This window comes from Rhodococcus quanlei (assembly GCF_055231015.1).
Genome location: NZ_JBUYWD010000012.1, coordinates 107,560 through 127,209 on the forward strand (window position 1 = coordinate 107,560; position 19,650 = coordinate 127,209).

A 19,650-nucleotide genomic window follows, 5' to 3' on the forward strand; every position below is an offset into this window, starting at 1 on the left:
ACCCTTTACATCAGTGTCAGCACCACGTCCGCGAGTGCCGGAGCATCGTCGCGCTCGAGAACAGTGACAGCGATGAGAAGTTTGCCGTCTTCTTTCCAGATGCGTGAGTGCAGCGTCTCGCCCGGATAGACGACGCCCGCGAAGCGCGCCTTGTAGCCCGCAACTCGGGTGGCGTCTCCGTCCAGGACGGCATCGACTGCGGCCTTGCAGACCATTCCGTAGGTGCACAAACCGTGCAGGATCGGTGCGGGGAACCCTGCTCCTTCCGCGAACTTCGGGTCGGAGTGCAGTGGATTGCGGTCTCCGCACATGCGGTACAGCAGCGCCTGCTGGGGGAGTACCGGGGTGTTCACCTCGACGTCGGCGGGCCGGTCGGGGAGTTCGACGGACTCGGACGGTCCGCGCTCGCCGCCGAATCCGCCTTCGCCGCGCGCGAAGATCGACGACCGGGCTGTCCACAGCGGCGTCCCGTCGGGGCTGACCGTGGTCGATTCCTGAACGATCACCGCGGCCTTGCCCTTGTCCCACACATCGGAGATTCGGGTGGTGGTGCGTGCCTTTCCTTCCGGTGGGATCGGCTGGTGCACAGTCACTTCTTGACTGCCGTGCACCACCTTCGCCAGGTCGATCTCCACTCCCGGAAACGAGACCTTCGGTGCTTCGGTCGCATGAAAGTTTGCCGCCACAGTGGCGAAAGTCGGGAGTACCTGGGGTGTTCCATCGGTCAGGTATCGCAGTTCGTTCTCGTCCAGCGGGCTCGAGCCGGCCCCGAGAGCCAGGTGATAGTGCTGGACGTCCGAACTCGCCCACGAGAACTCCTGCGTCGGCAGCTCTGCGCCCAGCGCAACCTTGGGATCAATTGGCATTGGTCACTCCAGTCTCGTTCTGTGCGGCGGTGCGTCCCTGCTTGACCTTCTTCGCGATATCGAGAACGGCGAGGTACGCGAAGGTCATCGCGGGGCCGATGGTCGCGCCAGGGCCGGCGTAGGTGTGTCCCATGACCGGTCCGCTGGCATTTCCTACCGCATAAAGGTTTTCGATGATGCTGCCGTCCTCGCGGAGCACGTGAGCGTCGGTGTCGGTTCGCATGCCGCCCTTGGTGCCGAGGTCGCCGGGAACCATCTTGATCGCGTAGAACGGTGCCTTGTCGAGGGCGCCGAGGCTGGGGTTCGGCTTGTTGCGCGGATCGCCGTAGTAGTGGTCGTATCCGCTGTCGCCACGGCCGAAGTCCTCGTCCTTGCCCTTGTGCGCGAAACCGTTGAAGCGGGACACCGACTCGGCGAGCTGGTCCGCCGGCAGTCCCGTCTGCTCCGCAAGCTCGGCCAGACTGTTCGCCTTCACGACGACACCTGCTTTCAGCCAGCGGCCCGGGAACGGCGAGCGAGGCGTGATGCCGGCGAACGTGTAGCGGTCGCGGTAACGCTGATCGAGGATCATCCAGCATGGGAGGTTCTCGCCCGGGCCTTCGCCCTGGCCGTACTTGCCGCCGTACATGGCGTGGGTCGCCTCGACGTAGGGGGCGGACTCGTTGACGAATCGCTCGGCCCGATCGTTGACCATGATGCAGCCCGGGAGGCTGCGTTCGGACAGTGCGAACCACGGACCGCCGGTGAGTGGGATGGACGGACCCCACCACGCGTCCTCCATGAGGTCGAGTGCTGCGCCGTGCTTCTCACCGGCCCAGATGCCGTCGCCGGTGTTGGCCTTGGCGCCGACGGTCCATTCGGTTCCGATGGGGGCCCGCTGAAACTTCTTGCGGGCCTCGTCGTTGTGCTCGAAGCCGCCCGACGCGATGACGACGCCGTGCCGTGCGGTGAACGTCTGCGATTCACCGTCCACCGTGGCAGTGACACCGGTGACGGCGCCGTTGTCGACCTCGAGGTCGGTCAGTGGTGTGTTCAGCAGGATGGGGACACCTGCGGCCTCGAGTCCGGTGTACAGGCCGGCCATGAGTGCCTGACCACGCACGAGAAGCTTCTTTCCGGTGGCCTTGGCTGCCAGGAAACGCATGCCGACCCGCATGGCGCGGAGGGGTCCGCGTGGGTTGCGGACCAGCAGGTTGAGCCAGCGGTAGTCGGCCTGCGTGATGACGAAGTTCGACGGCGCCTTGACGTAATCGGGTTCGAGTTCGCCGAGCTTGGCGCCGAGCTTCTTACCGTTGAACGGCTTGGGTTCGACCGATCGTCCGCCGAGTCGCCCGCCGGGGGCTTCGGGGTAGTAGTCGGAGTAGTTGGGGACCCACTGGAGTTCGAGCGAGCTGTTCTTCAGCACGAAGGAGAGCATTTCGGGGCCGCGATCGATGTAGGTATCGATGCGATCCTTCGGGACGACGTCGCCGATGATGCTGTGCAGGTAGGTGCGTGCGGCCTCGGTGGTGTCGTCGACGCCGTCGCGTACGAGCACTTCGTTGTTCGGGATCCAGACGCCACCACCCGAGCGGGCGGAGGATCCACCGAAGTGCGCCGCCTTTTCGAGGACGACGACGCTGAGTCCGTTGTGGGCCGCGGTGAGGGCTGCCGTCATCCCGCCGGCACCGCTGCCGACGACGACGATGTCGTATTCGTGCTTGCTCATGTAGAACACGTTATAGAATGATGTGGGTATCAGTCCATCCTTTCTGCCTGGAACTTTCTGGGGGCAGGATGGGCGGCAGCGGAACACGTTGCAGTCAATTTGCCGTGAATACGAAGGTGGTATGAGTGTGACCTGGGATGCGACGACCGACGTGCTGATCGTTGGATTCGGAGTCGCGGGCGCGGCAACGGCGCTCGAGGCAGTGGCCGGCGGTGCCGAGGTGCTGGCCGTCGACCGGTCGTCGGGCGGCGGTGCGAGCGCAATCTCGGGTGGAATCTTCTACGCAGGCGGCGGCACGTCCATTCAGCGGGAGGCGGGGGTAGACGATTCTCCGGAGGAGATGCTGAAGTACCTCCAGAAGGAGGTGGGCGACGCCGTGTCCGCCGAGACTTTGCAACGCTTCGTGGACGCGAGTCCTGAAACGATCGAGTGGCTGATCGGGCACGGGGTGCCTTTCGAGGCGTCGCTGTGCCCGTACAAAACGTCCTACCCGAACAACAAGTACTACTTGTATTACTCGGGCAGTGAGGCCGCAGGCGAGTTCCGCGCGGTGGCGAAGCCGGCACCACGAGGACACCGACCCAAGGGCAAGGGCACCTCAGGGAAAAAGCTGTACGCGCCGCTTGCGAAGTCCGCGCAGGACAAAGGCGTGCGGCTGTACCGGCAGACCAAGGCGACCAAGCTGATCGTCGACGACGCCGGTGCCGTCATCGGACTCGAATGCGCGACCCTGCGGGATGCGTCCGCGAGCGTGCGTCGACGCCACGCGATCTTGTGCGCGCTGTCCGACAAACCTGGCGTCTACTCGCCGCCGACACGGAACATCATCGACAAGGTCATCGCACGGATCGAGAAGAAGCACGCCCGGACGATCCGGATTCGGGCACGTCACGGTGTGGTTCTCAGCGCGGGTGGATTCGCACAGAACCGAAAGATGCTCTACACCCATGCGCCCGACTACACCGGCGGCATCCCGCTCGGTACCTCCGGTGACGACGGCACGGGAATCAACCTCGGCGTCGAGGTCGGCGCCGACACCGACAAGCTGGACAAGGTATCGGCCTGGCGTTTCATCGTCCCGCCGAGCGCCTTCCTCGGCTCGCTACTGGTGGGCAGAGACGGAAGCCGGATGGTCGACGAATCGCGCTACGGTGCGGCACTGGGCAGCGCGATGGTCAAGAACAGCAGTGGTGAAGGGTGGCTACTGGCGGACGCGAATCTCGTGCGCGAGGCAAAGAGCCAGATCGGATCCCAAGCGATGTGGTTCCAGCGCGTCCAGACGGCGGGAATGATGCGGACCGCCGTCACGGGCGCCACCCTGGCCGAGGTTGCCCGTAAGGCCCGAATCGACCCGGCTGGGCTGGAGGCCACGGTGGACGCGCACAATGCCGCCGCCGCTGCCGGCGAACCCGACCCGATGGGCAAATACCAGGACTTCGTCCGCCCGGCCCTGACAGCCCCGTTCACCCTCTATGACGTATCGGTGAAGCCGAGCATGATGAACCCATGCCCCATGATCACGCTCGGGGGATTGGTGGTCGACGAGACCACCGGCGCCGTGCAGACACCAGACGGTCAGGATATTCCCGGCTTGTACTCGGCCGGACGGACCGCCGTCGGCGTGTGTTCCAACTCGTACGTCAGCGGACTCTCACTCGCCGACTGCGTCTTCTCGGGGCGTCGCGCCGGCGCCCACATCGCGGCACTCGCAACAGCAACCACAGGGAAGGCTTGATCCATGCTCTCGACGGACATTCGCACCGAGCTGGCCGACCGGCTCGACGCTGCTGAACGCAGCCGGACCCCGATCGGGCCGCTCGTGGCCGCGTATCCCGACATCGACGTCGTCGACGCGTACGAGATTCAGCTCATCAACATCCGTCGACGGCTCGAGGCCGGTGCCCGCGTCGTCGGGCACAAGGTCGGGCTGTCGTCGCTCGCGATGCAGCAGATGATGGGCGTGGACGAACCCGACTACGGGCACCTGCTCGCCGACATGGAGGTGTTCGAGGAGCAGCCTGTCGATACCGCGAAGTTCTGCTTCCCGCGCGTCGAGGTGGAAGTCGGTTTCGTCCTGGGCAAGGACCTGCCCGGCGCCGGCTGCACGGAGCAGGACGTCATCGATGCCACGGTCGCGTACGCACCGTCGATCGAGCTGATCGACAGTCGCATCAAGGACTGGAAGATCGGGTTGCCCGACACGATTGCGGACAATGCGTCGTCCGCAGGATTCGTACTCGGCAAGGAGCGGGTGAAGCCGGCCGACATCGACATCAAGAACATCGATGCCGTGCTCACCTGCAACGGCGAGCAGATCGCCGAAGGCCGCAGCGACGCCGTACTCGGGAACCCGGTCACCGCCGTCGCCTGGCTCGCGCAGAAGGTGGAGAGCTTCGGCGTGCGTCTGAAGGCGGGAGACATCGTGTTGCCGGGGTCGTGTACGCGGGCGATCGATGCGCACCCGGGCGATAACTTCCGTGCCGAGTTCAGTGGGCTCGGCTCCGTTTCTTTGCAGTTCAAATAGGAGTTGTTGATGACAAAAGCAAGTGTGGCAATCGTCGGTTCGGGCAATATCAGCACGGACCTGCTCTACAAACTTCAGCGATCCGACTGGCTCGAACCCCGTTGGATGATCGGCATCGATCCCGAAAGCGAAGGCCTCGCCAGGGCGCGAAAGCTCGGTCTGGAAACCTCCGCCGAGGGTGTGGATTGGTTGCTGGCGCAGCCCGAGAAGCCGGACCTCGTGTTCGAGGCGACCTCGGCGTACGTGCACAAGGATGCGGCACCGAAATACGAGGCCGCCGGTATCCGCGCCATCGACCTCACGCCCGCAGCCGTCGGCCCCGCCGTGGTACCGCCCGCGAACCTGCGCGAACACCTGGACGCCCCCAACGTCAACATGATCACCTGTGGCGGGCAGGCGACGATTCCGATCGTCTACGCGGTCAACCGTGTCGTGAACGTGGAGTACGCGGAGATCGTGGCCTCGGTGGCGTCACTGTCCGCCGGACCCGGAACCCGCGCCAACATCGACGAGTTCACCAAGACCACCAGCCGCGGGATCGAAACCATCGGTGGTGCCACACGCGGCAAGGCCATCATCATTCTGAACCCTGCCGACCCGCCGATGATCATGCGCGACACCATCTTCTGCGCCATCCCCGAGGATGCCGACCGCGACGCGATCGCAGACTCGATTCACCGGGTGGTCGCGGACATCCAGCAGTATGTGCCCGGATACCGACTCCTCAACGAACCACAGTTCGACGAGCCCAGCGTGGTATCGGGCGGACAGGCCACCGTCACCACCTTCGTCGAGGTCGAAGGCGCAGGGGACTTCCTTCCCCCGTACGCCGGCAACCTCGACATCATGACAGCGGCGGCAACCAAGGTGGGCGAAGAGATCGCCCAGAAGCTTCAGACAGTGAAGGCGTGAGCGGCATGGTTCATTTCGACGATCTACATTTCGACAGCGCGTGGGACATTCGCATCACCGACACCTCGTTGCGCGACGGCTCCCACCACAAGCGTCACCAGTTCACCGGTGAAGAAGTTCGCGCGATCGTCGGTGCTCTCGACAACTCGGGGGTGCCGGTCATCGAGGTCACCCACGGTGACGGATTGGGCGGCTCGTCGTTCAACTACGGCTTCTCGAAGACACCCGAGCAGGAACTGATCAAGATCGCCGTCGATACGGCGAAGAACGCCAAGATCGCCTTCCTGATGCTGCCCGGATTGGGCATCAAGGAAGACATCATCGAGGCACAGGACAACGGCGCATCCATCTGCCGCATTGCCACGCACTGCACCGAGGCCGACGTTTCCATCCAGCACTTCGGGCTTGCGCGCGAGCGTGGTCTGGAGACGGTCGGATTTTTGATGATGGCCCACTCCACACCGCCGGAGAAGCTGGCGAAGCAGGCCCGCATCATGGCCGACGCCGGCTGCCAGTGCGTATACGTCGTGGACTCTGCGGGTGCGCTCGTGCTCGAGGGCGTCACGGAGCGGGTCGAAGCGTTGGTGCAGGAACTCGGCAATGACGCCCAGGTCGGCTTCCACGGACACGAGAATCTCGGACTCGGTGTCGCCAACTCCGTTGCGGCAGTTCGAGCAGGTGCTCGACAGATCGATGGCAGCACCAGGCGGTTCGGTGCCGGCGCTGGTAACGCGCCCGTCGAGGCATTCGTCGGGGTGTGCGACAAGATCGGCGTGAAGACGGGAATCGACTTCTTCGCCATCGCCGACGCGGCAGAGGACGTCGTACGTCCGGCAATGCCGCAGGAGTGCCTGCTCGACCGTCAAGCTTTGATGATGGGGTACGCCGGGGTGTACTCGAGCTTCCTCAAGCATGCCGAACGGCAGGCGGAGCGGTACGGCGTCTCGTCGGCCGAACTGCTGGTGCGGGCCGGTAAGCGCAAGCTCGTGGGTGGCCAGGAAGATCAGCTCATCGATATCGCCCTCGAGCTCCAGAAGGAAGCCGCCGCTTCCTGATCCCACCCCCTTTCCCGACCAATGTCACACCGGTTCAGCTCACGTGAACCGGTGTGACATTCGTTGGGGGCAAGGGTATCTCACCCCGAAACGACGAATGTCACACCCGTTCGATCGAACTGAACGTGTGTGACATTCGTCGGGAAAGAGGGAGGGGTCAGTCGCGGTCGGCCTCGCGGTCACGGACCTCGATGAAGCCCTCCATCACTGCGTGATTGATGCTGTCCTGTAGACGCGGGCAGCCATCCTGCTGGGACGTCGACCGACCTTCGGAAACGCCCTGCTGAAACGTTGGGCAGGACTTGGCCGGATCGGACATCCACTGCACGCTCGTGTGTTTCATGCTGTTCTTGCGGACCAGGACACAAGTCCCGCAGGTCCGGCACTCTACTTCGTGCAGGCCCGAATCGAGGTAGTTCTCCTTGTCCGCGACGGTCTGCGCGGTGATCGCCTCGACACGAGCCGGCTGACTCGCGAAATCGGGCGCTTTGGCCCACTTCGAGCTGCGTGACTCGGTCGAGGCGCTCATGGCTATACCTGCGCTTCCGTGTTCTTCTCGGCGGCTTCGGCTTCTTTCTCGGACTTCTGACGTGCGAGGTTCTCGTCGACCTCCACCTGCCAGGCCTCGTTGGCCTTGGTGGTGTCCACCTCGAACTCGAACCGCTGCGTCATCTTGTCGGTGACGTCCGCGGCGTCGACATAGAACTGGTCGTACCAGCGGCGCAGCTGGTAAACCGGTCCGTCCTCCTCGCAGAGGAGCGGATTGTCGATCTTCGTCTTGTTCTTCCAGATTTCGACGTCCTGCAGGAAGCCCTCGGCGATGCCTTCGGTGAACTTCGCGGCCAGGTTGTCCGACATCTCGTCCGAGACGCCCTTCGGCTTCTTGACGATGACGCCGTACTGGAGCACGAACGAGTTCTGGTCGATCGGGTAGTGGCAGTTGATCAGGACGCTTTCGACCTCGTAGCCGCTGTAGCTGTTCCAGAGCGGGTTGATCATGTAGGACGGCCCGTAGTAGGCGGCCTCCGACTTGAGAAGGGTGTCGCCGCCGTACTGGGAGGCCATGCCGATGTCCGGGCGGCCCTTGGTGTTGAGGTACTGAGCCGCTACCTGGCCTTCGAAAACGTTCTTGAAGTACGTCGGGAAGGCGTAGTGGATGTAGAAGAAGTGTGCCATGTCCACGACGTTGTCGATGATCTCGCGGCAGTTGGCGCCCTCGATGATCATCGAGTTCCAGGTCCAGTCGGTCCACTCGTCGCTGTAGGCGCCGTCGATCTTGGGAATCGTGACGTCCTCCGGTGGCGGGTTGCCCTCGGGGTCGTTCCAGATGAACAGTTGCCCGTTCTGCTCGAGAGTGGTCCACGTACGGGTTCGTGCCAATGGCGGCACTCGGCGCGCATACGGGATGCCCGTGCACTTGCCGGTCTTGCCCCACCGCCAGTCGTGGAACGGGCACGCGATCGAATCGCCCTTGACTGTTCCCTGGGTGAGGTCGCCGCCCATGTGGCGGCAGTAGCCGTCGAGAACTACAAGTTTGCCCTCGCTGTCCGAGAACACGACCAACTTGGTGCCGAACGCCTCGATGGCGTGCGGTTTTCCGTCCCGGAAGTCCCGCAGCAAGCCCAGGCAGTGCCAACCACGCGCATAGCGGGTCTGGGTCGTGCCCACATCGATCTCGCGAATCTGCGCCATTGCGCCCTCACATCCCTTCATGCTGTTACTAGAACACGTTATAGAATCTCGTCGAGATTTTCCATATTTCAGCGAGATTTGAACCGTTCATGCAGGGATTACCTGCTATTTCGCGTCGGTCTCGACAGAAATGGGAACGTGTTCTAGTCTCAGATGTAAGTGAACCATTCGATCAGACGGGAGCATCCTGTGGGTGACCACGACAGCCACGAGGTGATGCAGCGGCTCGACGCACTGCTGCCGACGCTGCGGGAGCGTGCACAAGAAACCGAGGATTTGCGCCGCATCCCGGACGAGTCCATCAAGGCGCTGCAGGAGACCGGCTTCTTCCGGTTGCTGCAACCGGAGCAGTGGGGCGGATACCAAGCTGACCCCGTGCTCTTCTACTCCGCGGTCAAGAAGATCGCGAGCGCATGCGGGTCGACCGGCTGGGTCGCCGGCATCGTCGGCGTGCACAACTGGCACCTCGCCCTTTTCGATCAGCAGGCGCAGGAAGACGTGTGGGGATCGGACACCGATGTGCGCATCTCCTCGTCCTACGCGCCGATGGGTGCCGGTGAGGTCGTCGACGGCGGCTACAAGGTCAACGGATCGTGGGCATGGTCCTCGGGCTGCGACCACGGCGACTGGGTGGTCGTCGGTGGGCCCGTCATCAAGGACGGCCGCCCTGTCGACTTCGGTAGCTACCTCATTCCGCGGTCCGACTACCAGATCGACGACGTATGGAACGTCGTCGGCCTGCGCGGAACCGGCAGCAACACGATCGTCGTCAAGGACGCGTTCGTTCCGACGCACCGCTTCCTGAGCTTCAAGAAGATGAACGACCTCACCGCGCCCGGCCTCGAGCGCAACACGGCGCCGGTCTACAAGATGCCGTGGGGCACCATTCACCCCACCACCATCTCGACGCCGATCGTCGGCATGGCCTACGGGGCGTACGACGCCCACGTCGAGCATCAGGGCAAGCGTGTCCGCGCCGCCTATGCAGGCGAGAAGGCGAAGGACGACCCGTTCTCGAAGGTGCGTATCGCCGAGGCCTCGAGTGACATCGACGCGGCCTGGCGTCAGCTGTCCGGCAATGTGGCGGACGAGTACGCGTACCTGCTTGCCGGCGAGGAAGTTCCATTCGAGGCCCGCTTGCGCGCCCGCCGCGACCAGGTGCGTGCCACCGGCCGCGCCATCGCCTCGATCGACAAACTGTTCGAGAGCTCCGGTGCCACGGCACTCACCAACGGCACACCGCTGCAGCGCTTCTGGCGCGACGCTCACGCCGGGCGCGTGCACGCCGCCAACGATCCGGAGCGCGCCTACGTCATGTACGGCACAGGGGAGTTCGGACTCCCGATCACGGACACGATGGTCTAGGAGAACAGGTGACGACGACCGAAGAAGCGCTCACGTTCGAGTCCACCTCGAGGTTCGCCCAGGTGCGTCCCGACCTGAAACTGCACTATCACGAGGCAGGAGTCGGGAACGACACCACTATCGTGCTGCTGCACGGCGGTGGGCCCGGCGCCTCGTCGTGGTCGAACTTCGCCAAGAACATTCCCGTTCTGGCGGAGAAGTTCCACGTCATCGCAGTCGATCAGCCCGGCTACGGCCTGTCGGACAAGCCGACCGAGCACCCGCAGTACTTCGTGCACAGTGCGTCGGCCCTGAACGATCTGCTCGACACACTGGACGTCTCCGGTCGTGTGCACCTGCTGGGCAACTCGCTCGGCGGCGGTGCGGCGGTGCGATTCGCGCTCGACTACCCGGATCGCGCGGGCCGACTGGTGCTCATGGGGCCCGGTGGCCTGAGTATCAACCTGTTCGCGCCCGACCCCACCGAAGGCGTCAAGAACCTCGGCAAGTTCAGCGCACCGCCGGAGGGCCCCACGAAGGAGAAGCTCGAGGCGTTCCTGAGGGTGATGGTGTACGACCAGTCGCTCATCACCCCGGAACTGGTCGAGGAGCGTTTCGCGGCGGCTAGCACCCCGGAGTCCTTGGCTGCAGCCAAGTCGATGGGTAAGTCGTTCTCCAGCGCAGACTTCGAACTCGGCATGCTGTGGCGTGACGCGTACAAGCTGCGTCAGCGGGTGCTGCTGATCTGGGGCCGCGAGGACCGGGTCAATCCGCTCGACGGTGCTCTCGTCGCACTGAAGCTGATTCCGCGGGCGCAACTGCACGTCTTCGGTGGTTGCGGACACTGGGCTCAGCTCGAGAAGTTCGACGAGTTCAACCGGATTGCTGCCGACTTCCTACTGGATGGAGGTAAGTAATGGGTATTCGTTCGCTGGCCTACATGCGTATCGAGGCCACCGACATGGCTGCGTGGCGTGAGTACGGCCTGAAGGTGCTCGGGATGATCGAGGGCAAGGGTTCCGATCCGGAGTCTTTGTACTTGCGGATGGACGAGTTCCCGGCTCGTCTCGTCATTTTTCCCGGGGAGAAGGACCGTTTGTCCGTGTCCGGTTGGGAGACCGCGAACGCAGAAGAGCTCCAAGAGGTTCGAGATCGGCTGTCGGCGGCGGGTGTTCCGTTCAAGGAGGGCACCGCAGAGCAGCTGCAGGACCGATCCGTGGTGGAGATGATCATCTTCGAGGACACCTCCGGTAACACACTCGAGGTGTTCCACGGGGCGGCTCTTCAGCATCGCCGCGTGGTCAGTCCGTACGGCCATCGGTTCGTCACGGGCGAGCAGGGACTCGGTCACGTCGTTCTCACCACGGACGACGACGAGGCCTCGCTGCGGTTCTACCGCGACGTGCTCGGCTTCAAGTTGCGCGACTCCATGCGTCTGCCACCGCAGATGGTGGGTAGGCCCGCGGACGGTGAGCCGGCGTGGTTGCGCTTCCTCGGCTGCAATCCGCGTCACCACAGCCTGGCGTTCCTGCCGTTGCCCAATCCCACCGGCATCGTCCACCTCATGGTCGAGGTGGAGGAATCGGACGACGTCGGCCTCGCTCTCGACCGTGCGCTGCGCAAGAAGGTCAAGATGTCCGCGACGCTCGGTCGCCACGTCAACGACAAGATGCTGTCCTTCTACATGAAGACACCAGGCGGATTCGATATCGAATTCGGCTGTGAGGGACTGCAGGTCGAGGACGACGACTGGATTGCACGCGAAAGTACGGCGGTCAGCTTGTGGGGCCACGACTTCACGGTTGGAATGAAGTAATGGCCGAGGAAACAGCCACCGCGGCGGCGATCGACGCCAAGCAGTTCCGCACTGTACTGGGGCAGTTCTGCACCGGGGTCACCATCATCACCACGGTCGACGACGGTGAGCCGGTGGGCTTCGCGTGCCAGTCGTTCGCGGCGCTGTCGCTGGATCCGCCGTTGGTGTTGTTCTGCCCCACCAAGCAGTCGCGTTCGTGGGCAGCGATCGAGCGTTCCGGCAAGTTCTGCGTGAACATGCTTGCCGAGGAACAACAATCGACGTGTGCCCGCTTCGGTTCGCGGGAGCCGGACAAGTTCGCCGGGATCGACTGGACACCGTCGCCGCTCGGCTCGCCGATCCTCGACGGTTCTCTCGCGCACGTCGATTGCACCGTCGAGTCGGTACACGACGGTGGCGATCACTGGGTGGTGTTCGGCCGTGTCGCGTCACTGGGAGAGGTCAAGGCAGAGCGACCGCTGCTGTTCTACCGGGGTCAGTACACCGGCATCGAGCCGGACAAGACGGTGCCCGCGCAATGGCGCGACGACCTCGAGGCTTTCCTGACCACCACCACGGAAGACACCTGGTTGTAGTCGGTTCTACTGGGCGGCGGCGCGCTCGGCGATTGCGTTTCCGAGTTCGGTCGTGGTCGCGCTGCCACCCAGGTCCGGGGTGAGTGTTTCGCCCTTCTCCAACACATCGCATACCGCACGGTCGATTGCGGCAGCGGTGTCGTGTTCTCCGAGGTGCTCGAGCATCATCGCGCCGGCCAGGATCTGAGCAACGGGATCGGCGATGCCTTTCCCCGCGATATCCGGCGCGCTTCCGTGCACTGCTTCGAACATCGACGGGCCGGTCTTGTCCGGGTTGATGTTGCCGGACGGTGCCAGTCCGAGTCCGCCCGTGACGGCGGCGGCCAGATCGGACAAGATGTCACCGAAAAGGTTGGACCCCACGATCACGTCCAGCCTGTCGGGGTGCAGCACGATCTCTGCAGCCAGCGCATCCACGTGCATCTGCCGTGTCTCGATATCGGGGTACTCGGTGGCGATCTCGTCGAAGACTCTGTCCCAGTAGGGCATCGAATGGATCAGTCCGTTCGATTTCGTGGCCGAGCACACCTTTTTCTGCCTTTGGCCTGCCCGTTCGAAGGCGTGTCGAATGATCCGTTCACAGCCGACTCGGGTGAACACCGATTCCTGCAGAACGAATTCGTCTGCTCGGCCGGGGTTGTGAGTGCCACCGATCTCGGAGTATTCGCCTTCCGAATTCTCCCGGACGATCAGCATGTCGAGTTCTTCGGCAGTCCGGTCGGACAGCGCGGAATCGGTGCCGGGCAGCAGACGCACGGGACGCAGGTTGACGTACAGACCGAATGCGCGTCGCAGCGGAATCAGCAGACCCCACAACGACACATGGTCCGGGACGCCGGGGAATCCGACGGCGCCGAGGAAGATGGCATCGAACTCGGCGAGCTGGGTGGCGCCGTCTGCCGGCATCATGGCACCGGTGCGCAGGTACTGCTCGCAGGACCAGTCGAATTCGGTCCATTCGATGGTGAATCCGCGGGCCGCTGCGTCGAGGACACGGACCGCTTCCTCGGTGACGTCCTTCCCGATGCCGTCACCGGGGATCGTGGCGATTCGGTACGTGTTCACAGGGCTGACCGGATTCACAGGGCAACACCCACGTACTTGATTTCCAGGAACTCGTCGATTCCGGTGGCCCCACCTTCGCGTCCGAGCCCTGATTCCTTGACCCCACCGAACGGGGCGGCCGGATTGGAGACGACGCCCTGATTCAGTCCCACCATGCCCGATTCGAGGGCCTCGCACACTCGTAGCCCGCGACGCAGGTTCTCCGTGTACACGTAGGCGACGAGGCCGAACGGGGTGTTGTTGGCGCGTTCGATCGCTTCGGCCTCGGTCTCGAATGTGCTGATCGCGGCGACCGGGCCGAAGATCTCGGTGTCACACATGTTCGCATCGTCGGGAACACCGGTCAGCACGGTAGCCGGATAGAAGTTGCCGGGCCCGTCGACGGTGCTGCCGCCGGTCACGACCGTCGCGCCGCGTTCGACGGCGTCGGCTACGAGTTCTTCCACCTTCGTCACGGCCGACTCGTTGACCAGTGGTCCCACTACGACTCCGTCCTCGGTGCCGCGGCCGAGTGGCAGCGCCTTCATACGGTCGGTGAGTTTGCGGGTGAACTCCTCGGCCACCGAGGAGTGCACGAGGATGCGGTTGGCGGCGGTACAGGCTTGGCCGATGTTGCGCATCTTCGCGAGCATCGCGCCGTCCACGGCGTCGTCCAGATTCGCGTCGTCGAACACCACGAATGGGGCATTGCCACCCAGTTCCATCGACGTGCGCATCACCGTCTCGGAGCACAGGGCGAGCAGATGCTTGCCGACTCCGGTGGATCCGGTGAACGAGAGCTTCCGTGACCGCGGGTCGCGGATCATCGGGGCCATGACGTCGTCCGAACGGGAGGTGGTGACGACGTTGACGACGCCGTCGGGCAGCCCGGCCTCGACGAGTATGTCCGCGAGGGCGAGTGTCGACAGCGGGGTCTGCGAGGCCGGCTTGATCACGCAGGTGCAACCGGCTGCGAGGGCGGGCCCGATCTTGCGGGTGCCCATGGCCATCGGGAAGTTCCAGGGCGTGATGAGCAGGCACGGTCCGACGGGTTGCCGGGTGACCAGAAATCGCGAGCCTCCGGCCGGTGCTGTGGTGTAGCCGCCGTCGATGCGGACGGCCTCTTCGGCGAACCAGCGGAAGAACTCGGCAGCGTAGGCGATCTCGCCTCGGGATTCTTTCAGCGGTTTTCCCATTTCCAGGGTCATGACGAGGGCTAGTCGTTCGGTGTGCTCGAGGAGCAGGCGGTGCGCGTTGGACAGCACGTTCGCTCGCTCGCGGGGAGTGGTCGCAGCCCAATCCGCCTGCGCTGCTGCCGCCGCATCGAGGGCTTCCGCAGCTTCGTCGGGGGAGGCGTCGGCGATCGTGCACAGCGTCTTGCCCGTCGAGGGATCGACGACCGGCATGGTTTCCGCGGTGTCGCGCCATTTGCCGCCGATGAACAGACCGGTGCGGACGGACTGGATTGCCTGGTCTTCGGTGATCGCTGCGCTCATACCTGCTCCCGTTCCATTGCCAATGGGCCGGGTCCATGTTATGCATATTGTTGACAATCTGACAATGCGTTCGGAGGTCCTATCGTGACTCGGCTGTCTCCACTTCTCGCGCAAGCAACACCCGTGACCGTCGACCACGGCGAAGGTTGCTACCTCCACGGCACGGACGGCCGCAGATACCTCGATTTCACCGCAGGCATCGGCGTCACGAGCACCGGGCACTGTCACCCGCACGTCGTCGAAGCGGCGCAGAAACAGGTCGGGTCTCTCATTCACGGCCAATACACAACGGTGATGCACAAGCCGCTGCTCGCGCTCGTCGAGAAGCTGGGGGAGGTGCTGCCGGAAGGCCTCGATTCGGTGTTTCTCGCGAACTCCGGAAGTGAGGCCGTCGAGGCGTCTTTGCGGTTGTCACGGCAGGCGACCGGGCGGCCCAACATCATCGTCTTTCATGGCGGATTCCACGGCCGTACCGTCGCCACCGCGACGATGACCACCTCCGGCACCCGGTTCTCGGCGGGGTTCAGCCCGCTGATGGGTGGGGTGCACGTCGCGCCCTTCCCCAACGCCTACCGGTACGGCTGGACCGAGGATCAGGCCACCGACTTCGCACTCCAAGAGCTCGACTACATGTTCGCCACCATCACCGCGCCGAACGAGACGGCGGCATTCGTCGTCGAACCCGTGCTCGGTGAGGGTGGTTACGTACCCGGCAACACAAGGTTCTTCCAAGGGCTCCGGGAGCGGGCGGACCGCCACGGCATCCTGCTCGTGATGGACGAGATCCAGACCGGCTTCGGACGCACCGGAAAGTACTTCGGACACCAGCACTTCGACGTCCGTCCCGACATCATGACCATCGCGAAAGGTATCGCCAGTGGGTTTCCGCTATCGGGAATGGTGGCCTCGCGAGAACTGATGTCGAAGGCATGGCCGGGATCGCAGGGCGGAACCTACGGCGGTAACGCTGTCTCCTGTGCCGCAGCCGTCGCCACCCTCGAAGTGATCGAAAGCGAAGGGTTGGTCGCCAACGCGGCCGCACGTGGGTCGCAGCTGCTCGAAGGCGCGCGCAAGCTTGCGGACGACGGGATCGGGGACGTTCGCGGGCTGGGTCTGCTCGTCGGCAGCGAGTTCACCGCCTCCGACGGAGCTGCCGACCGTCCGAGGGCCGTTGCGGCGCAGCAACTCGCGGCGAAGAAGGGCTTGCTCATGCTCACCTGCGGCGCCCACACGAACGTGGTACGAATGGTTCCGCCGCTCATCGTCACCGAGCAACAGATCGACGATGCGCTCGGTATCTGGGGAGAGGTTCTCAAAGAGGTGTGAGTGGGGTTCTCCGTCCGGGATGGCGTGAGGGGATTCGAGATCAACTGCTCCCGTATGCTTCCCGGCCGTGACTGAATATATTCTTGCAGCGGGGGACAGTCCTGCAAGGTCCATCGGTGCTCTCGTCGGAATGCTCATCGTTCCGCTTGCCGGTGTGGTCCTGCTGATCGTCGGCTTGTCGAATCGGGCCAAATCGAAGCGGCAAGCCGCACAGCCTGTATTTCCCCAGAACCCACAACCGTATGCCGGCATGCCGCCGCAGTACATGCAACAACCCGCTGCAGGTGCGCCGCCCCAATACGGATACAACATGCCCGCGTACGGCCAGCAACCGCCGTCACCGGTACAACCGGCGCCGAAGAAGCGCGGAACCGGGCTGATCGTCGTCGGTTCGCTGATGCTCGTCGTCGGCCTGTTGGCGGCAGTCGCGCAGGTTGCCACCTCCTCCACGGGCAGTTCTGTAGGGCTCGATATCGGAGACTGCCTCGATGGCTCGTCGGTCGCCTCGGCTGCCATCGTCGATGCCGATCCCATTGCGTGTGATTCGGCGGAGGCAGTGTTCGTGTTCGCCGCCATGGTCGACGCAGCCGACAAGTGCCCGGACGGAAAAACGGCAGCAACCACCGACTATGCGATAGTCAAGAACGCGACGGCCGGGTGGTGCTTTGCGCTGAACCTGCTCGAAGGGCAGTGTTACAGCGTCGCCATGGAGGGCAAGTCGGTAGATCCGAGCGTGTGCTCGAGGGGGTCGGACAACCTCATACGGGTCGACAAACGGGTTGACGGCGCCACAGATGTGCAAGCAGCGTGTGGCGGGCCGAACGGCGTCACGTTCCCTGTCCCCGCCCGCGTCTACTGTGTATCGGCACCGTAATCGGATCGGGTGACATCATGCCAGCGCGGATTCCGCGAACCTGGCCACCGCGAGGACCAGGTCGTCGGCGTAGCGCGGGCCGATGATCTGCAGTCCCACCGGCAGTCCAGCCTCAGTCGTTCCCACCGGAATGCTGATGGCGGGCTGCTGGGTCATGTTGAACGGGTAGGTGAACGGGGTCCACTGCGGCCAACTGGTGAAGTCGCTGCCCGGCGGCAGGTCGTACCCGGCGTCGAAGGCAGGTATCGGCATCGTCGGGGTGATCAGCACCTTGTGCTCGAGATGGAACGTGCCCATCTCGATGCCGACGTGGGCGGCCACCGCGCGGGCGTCGAGGAACTCGACCGCAGAGTAGGTCTCACCCCGGTCCCACACCTTGCCGAGTTCGGGATCGACCTCGTTGCGGGTGCCCTCCGGGTAGTGGTCCAGCATCGTTGCCGCGCCTGCCGCCCACAGCAGCTCGAAGGCGTCCAACGGGTCCGAGAATCCGGGATCGGTCTCGGTGACGTGCAAACCACCGGATTCCAACGTCCGCACGGCGCCGTCCACTATCCGGCGCATCTCCGGGTCCACGTCTACATAGCCGAGCGTGGGGGAGTAGGCAACGTTCAACCCCGCCACCTCTGTCCTGACCTCGCCACGAAATGTGTTGTGACGTGCTGCAAGCGCGGTCGGATCGCGGGGGTCGGGCACCGCGAGAACATCCATCAGCAACGCGGCATCCTCGACCGTTCTGGTGAGTGGTCCGGCATGAGCCATCGGGCCGAACGGGCTCGCCGGATACATCGGGATCCGTCCATGCGTCGGCTTGAAGCCCACGATCCCGCAGAACGACGCCGGGATACGCACGCTGCCACCGCCGTCGGTGCCAACCGATAACGGACCGAATCCGGCGGCCACCGCCGCAGCACTACCGCCGGACGAGCCGCCCGGTGTCTTCGTCGTGTCCACTGGATTGCGGGTGATCCCGCACAGCGGGCTGTCCGTCACTGCCTTCCATGCGATTTCCGGTGTGGTGGTCTTGCCGACGAACACCATGCCGTCCGCGCGCAACAGTGCGGCAACGGGGCTGTCGACCTCCCACGGCTGGTTCGGATCGACGGCCGCAGATCCACGAAGGGTGGGCCATCCTTGGGTCAGGAAGATGTCTTTGATCGAGATGGGGACGCCGTCGAGAAGGCCCTGCGCGGAACCGGTTCGCCACCGCTCCTCCGATGTGCGGGCCTGCTCGAGTGCCCGCTTCTCGTCCACAAGACAGAAGGCATTGATGCCCTTGTCTCCGCTATCGATTGCGTCGAGCACCGCCTGCGTGGCATCGACCGGTGACAGTTCGCCCGACGAGTACGCGGCCACCAGTTCGGCAGCGGTCATATCGGTGGGATTCACAGCCGCACTCCTCACTCAACTGGGTACGTATCCGAGTCTTTTGTCGACGACGTTCTCGAGTGGCCTACCGTCGATCCACCGCGTGAAATTGTCGGTGAACACCGTGACGAGGGCGTCCCGCCAGCCGACGAAATCCCCCGAATTATGTGGCGTAACGGAAACATTGGGCATCGCCCACAAGGGATGTCCTGGCGGGAGTGGTTCGGTCTCGAGCACGTCCAGTGCTGCGCCGGCGATAACGCCATCTGTCAGGGCTTCGACAAGGTCGTCGGTGTCCACGAGTTCCCCCCTGCCCACGTTGATGAAACGTGCCGTCGGCTTCATGGCGGCGAATGTGTCGCAGCGGAACAGGTGACGGGTCTGCCCCGTGAGCGGCGCGACGGCGATCACGTAATCGGCTTCGGCCAGCTGGACAGGAAGCTCCTCGGTGGCGGTGACGGTTCCGAAGTCGGGGTCGCCCGAACGTGCTCGCCGTCCTGATCCACGCACCTCCATGCCTACCGCCCGAAGGAGCCGTGCAATCGCACGTCCGATGGGGCCGGTACCCACGATCAAGGCCACCCGACCGGAGATGCGCTCGGACTCGCGGTGCTTCCACGTCTCGGCTTGCTGGAGTCGCAGCGAACCAGCGAAGTTTTTAGCGAACGAGAGGATCTGCCCCAGTACGTACTCGGCGATCGCCCCGTCGAAGACCCCACGGGAATTGGTGACGGTGACCTCGCTCGCGCGCAGTTCGGGAAACATGACCGGGTCGACGCCTGCGGCGGCGACGTGCAGCCATTCGAGTGAACCCGCAGCATGCCAGGCCTCGGGTACGGCGTCACTGAGGAAGTCGTACAGAAAAAGAGCGTCTGCACCATCCAAAGCCGCAGCCAAACCGTCGCGGGTGGTGTAGCGAATGTCCGCGCGCTCGGCGACCGGTGCCATCAGTTCCTGGTTCGGCCGGGTGTCGGCGCCGGTGGAACTGTCGGCATGCAGCACTGCGAGGATCGGTTTCCGCGTCACGTTGACACCGTAAGAGCGGGTCGTATG

18 protein-coding genes are annotated in these 19,650 nt (G+C 64.1%); 10 read left to right on the forward strand and 8 right to left on the reverse strand.

Annotated features, from left to right (window positions below; translation table 11 throughout):
- Window positions 1-5 precede the first annotated feature (5 nt).
- On the reverse strand, window positions 6-866 hold the full coding sequence (locus ACZI8Q_RS11270; protein ID WP_463373615.1) for a MaoC/PaaZ C-terminal domain-containing protein: 861 nt from the start codon (window positions 864-866) through the stop codon (window positions 6-8).
- A complete protein-coding gene (gene kstD / locus ACZI8Q_RS11275) occupies window positions 856-2,574 on the reverse strand; it encodes a 3-oxosteroid 1-dehydrogenase (RefSeq protein WP_463373616.1) in 1,719 nt (572 codons plus the stop codon). The genes ACZI8Q_RS11270 and kstD overlap by 11 nt, the downstream gene beginning before the upstream one ends.
- Window positions 2,575-2,695: 121 nt before the next feature.
- On the opposite strand from kstD, the gene ACZI8Q_RS11280 reads away from it, so the two are divergent.
- From ACZI8Q_RS11280 to dmpG, 4 genes are read left to right on the forward strand one after another with little or no spacing between them, the layout of a single operon-like run.
- Window positions 2,696-4,309, forward strand: coding sequence for an FAD-binding protein (locus ACZI8Q_RS11280; protein ID WP_463373617.1), 1,614 nt, complete (start codon window positions 2,696-2,698; stop codon window positions 4,307-4,309).
- 3 nt (window positions 4,310-4,312) lie between these two features.
- Window positions 4,313-5,098, forward strand: a complete 786-nt coding sequence (locus tag ACZI8Q_RS11285) for a 2-keto-4-pentenoate hydratase (RefSeq protein ID WP_463373618.1) — start codon at window positions 4,313-4,315, stop codon at window positions 5,096-5,098.
- 6 nt (window positions 5,099-5,104) lie between these two features.
- Complete coding sequence (locus tag ACZI8Q_RS11290) at window positions 5,105-6,010, forward strand: acetaldehyde dehydrogenase (acetylating) (protein ID WP_463373619.1); 906 nt, start codon at window positions 5,105-5,107, stop codon at window positions 6,008-6,010.
- 5 nt (window positions 6,011-6,015) lie between these two features.
- A complete protein-coding gene (dmpG, locus tag ACZI8Q_RS11295; protein WP_463373769.1) occupies window positions 6,016-7,065 on the forward strand; it encodes a 4-hydroxy-2-oxovalerate aldolase in 1,050 nt (349 codons plus the stop codon).
- A 157-nt stretch (window positions 7,066-7,222) separates the two neighbouring features.
- On the opposite strand, the gene ACZI8Q_RS11300 is transcribed toward dmpG, so the two are convergent.
- Entirely contained in the window at window positions 7,223-7,594 is a 372-nt protein-coding gene (locus ACZI8Q_RS11300) for a hypothetical protein (protein ID WP_463373620.1), read from the reverse strand.
- 2 nt (window positions 7,595-7,596) lie between these two features.
- The gene (locus ACZI8Q_RS11305) at window positions 7,597-8,757 is read right to left on the reverse strand and encodes a Rieske 2Fe-2S domain-containing protein (RefSeq protein WP_463373770.1); all 1,161 of its coding nucleotides are present in this window, start codon (window positions 8,755-8,757) and stop codon (window positions 7,597-7,599) included.
- A 189-nt stretch (window positions 8,758-8,946) separates the two neighbouring features.
- On the opposite strand from ACZI8Q_RS11305, the gene hsaA reads away from it, so the two are divergent.
- The 4 genes from hsaA to hsaB are packed head-to-tail and all read left to right on the forward strand — an operon-like array spanning window position 8,947 to window position 12,492.
- Entirely contained in the window at window positions 8,947-10,122 is a 1,176-nt protein-coding gene (gene hsaA / locus ACZI8Q_RS11310) for a 3-hydroxy-9,10-secoandrosta-1,3,5(10)-triene-9,17-dione monooxygenase oxygenase subunit (RefSeq protein ID WP_463373621.1), read from the forward strand.
- 8 nt (window positions 10,123-10,130) lie between these two features.
- Complete coding sequence (hsaD, locus tag ACZI8Q_RS11315; protein ID WP_463373622.1) at window positions 10,131-11,018, forward strand: 4,5:9,10-diseco-3-hydroxy-5,9,17-trioxoandrosta-1(10),2-diene-4-oate hydrolase; 888 nt, start codon at window positions 10,131-10,133, stop codon at window positions 11,016-11,018.
- Entirely contained in the window at window positions 11,018-11,917 is a 900-nt protein-coding gene (gene hsaC, locus ACZI8Q_RS11320; protein ID WP_463373623.1) for an iron-dependent extradiol dioxygenase HsaC, read from the forward strand. The genes hsaD and hsaC overlap by 1 nt, the downstream gene beginning before the upstream one ends.
- Window positions 11,917-12,492, forward strand: coding sequence for a 3-hydroxy-9,10-secoandrosta-1,3,5(10)-triene-9,17-dione monooxygenase reductase subunit (gene hsaB / locus ACZI8Q_RS11325; protein WP_463373624.1), 576 nt, complete (start codon window positions 11,917-11,919; stop codon window positions 12,490-12,492). Before hsaC ends, hsaB begins: the two co-directional genes overlap by 1 nt.
- A 6-nt stretch (window positions 12,493-12,498) precedes the next feature.
- Here the strand turns inward: hsaB and ACZI8Q_RS11330 are convergent, their stop codons facing one another.
- Together ACZI8Q_RS11330 and ACZI8Q_RS11335 are read right to left on the reverse strand one after the other, a co-directional pair.
- Window positions 12,499-13,557, reverse strand: coding sequence for a tartrate dehydrogenase (locus ACZI8Q_RS11330; protein WP_463373625.1), 1,059 nt, complete (start codon window positions 13,555-13,557; stop codon window positions 12,499-12,501).
- 14 nt (window positions 13,558-13,571) lie between these two features.
- Window positions 13,572-15,020, reverse strand: a complete 1,449-nt coding sequence (locus ACZI8Q_RS11335; protein ID WP_463373771.1) for an NAD-dependent succinate-semialdehyde dehydrogenase — start codon at window positions 15,018-15,020, stop codon at window positions 13,572-13,574.
- Window positions 15,021-15,116: 96 nt separating this feature from the next.
- Here ACZI8Q_RS11335 and ACZI8Q_RS11340 point away from each other — a divergent pair, with 96 nt between their 5' ends.
- Window positions 15,117-16,358, forward strand: coding sequence for an aspartate aminotransferase family protein (locus ACZI8Q_RS11340; RefSeq protein WP_463373626.1), 1,242 nt, complete (start codon window positions 15,117-15,119; stop codon window positions 16,356-16,358).
- 67 nt (window positions 16,359-16,425) lie between these two features.
- On the forward strand, window positions 16,426-17,232 hold the full coding sequence (locus ACZI8Q_RS11345) for a hypothetical protein (RefSeq protein WP_463373627.1): 807 nt from the start codon (window positions 16,426-16,428) through the stop codon (window positions 17,230-17,232).
- A 15-nt stretch (window positions 17,233-17,247) separates the two neighbouring features.
- Here the strand turns inward: ACZI8Q_RS11345 and ACZI8Q_RS11350 are convergent, their stop codons facing one another.
- Both ACZI8Q_RS11350 and ACZI8Q_RS11355 read right to left on the reverse strand, forming a co-directional pair.
- Complete coding sequence (locus ACZI8Q_RS11350) at window positions 17,248-18,618, reverse strand: amidase (RefSeq protein WP_463373628.1); 1,371 nt, start codon at window positions 18,616-18,618, stop codon at window positions 17,248-17,250.
- 15 nt (window positions 18,619-18,633) lie between these two features.
- On the reverse strand, window positions 18,634-19,623 hold the full coding sequence (locus ACZI8Q_RS11355; RefSeq protein WP_463373629.1) for a D-2-hydroxyacid dehydrogenase: 990 nt from the start codon (window positions 19,621-19,623) through the stop codon (window positions 18,634-18,636).
- Window positions 19,624-19,650 lie beyond the last annotated feature (27 nt).

Coding starts and splice junctions, on each gene's coding strand:
- ACZI8Q_RS11300 (WP_463373620.1), bottom strand. CDS start 7,594: ATGAGCGCCTCGACCGAGTCACGCAGCTCGAAGTGGGCCAAAGCGCCC.
- dmpG (WP_463373769.1), top strand. CDS start 6,016: ATGGTTCATTTCGACGATCTACATTTCGACAGCGCGTGGGACATTCGC.
- ACZI8Q_RS11270 (WP_463373615.1), bottom strand. CDS start 866: ATGCCAATTGATCCCAAGGTTGCGCTGGGCGCAGAGCTGCCGACGCAG.
- ACZI8Q_RS11305 (WP_463373770.1), bottom strand. CDS start 8,757: ATGGCGCAGATTCGCGAGATCGATGTGGGCACGACCCAGACCCGCTAT.
- ACZI8Q_RS11280 (WP_463373617.1), top strand. CDS start 2,696: ATGAGTGTGACCTGGGATGCGACGACCGACGTGCTGATCGTTGGATTC.
- ACZI8Q_RS11285 (WP_463373618.1), top strand. CDS start 4,313: ATGCTCTCGACGGACATTCGCACCGAGCTGGCCGACCGGCTCGACGCT.
- kstD (WP_463373616.1), bottom strand. CDS start 2,574: ATGAGCAAGCACGAATACGACATCGTCGTCGTCGGCAGCGGTGCCGGC.
- hsaC (WP_463373623.1), top strand. CDS start 11,018: ATGGGTATTCGTTCGCTGGCCTACATGCGTATCGAGGCCACCGACATG.
- hsaB (WP_463373624.1), top strand. CDS start 11,917: ATGGCCGAGGAAACAGCCACCGCGGCGGCGATCGACGCCAAGCAGTTC.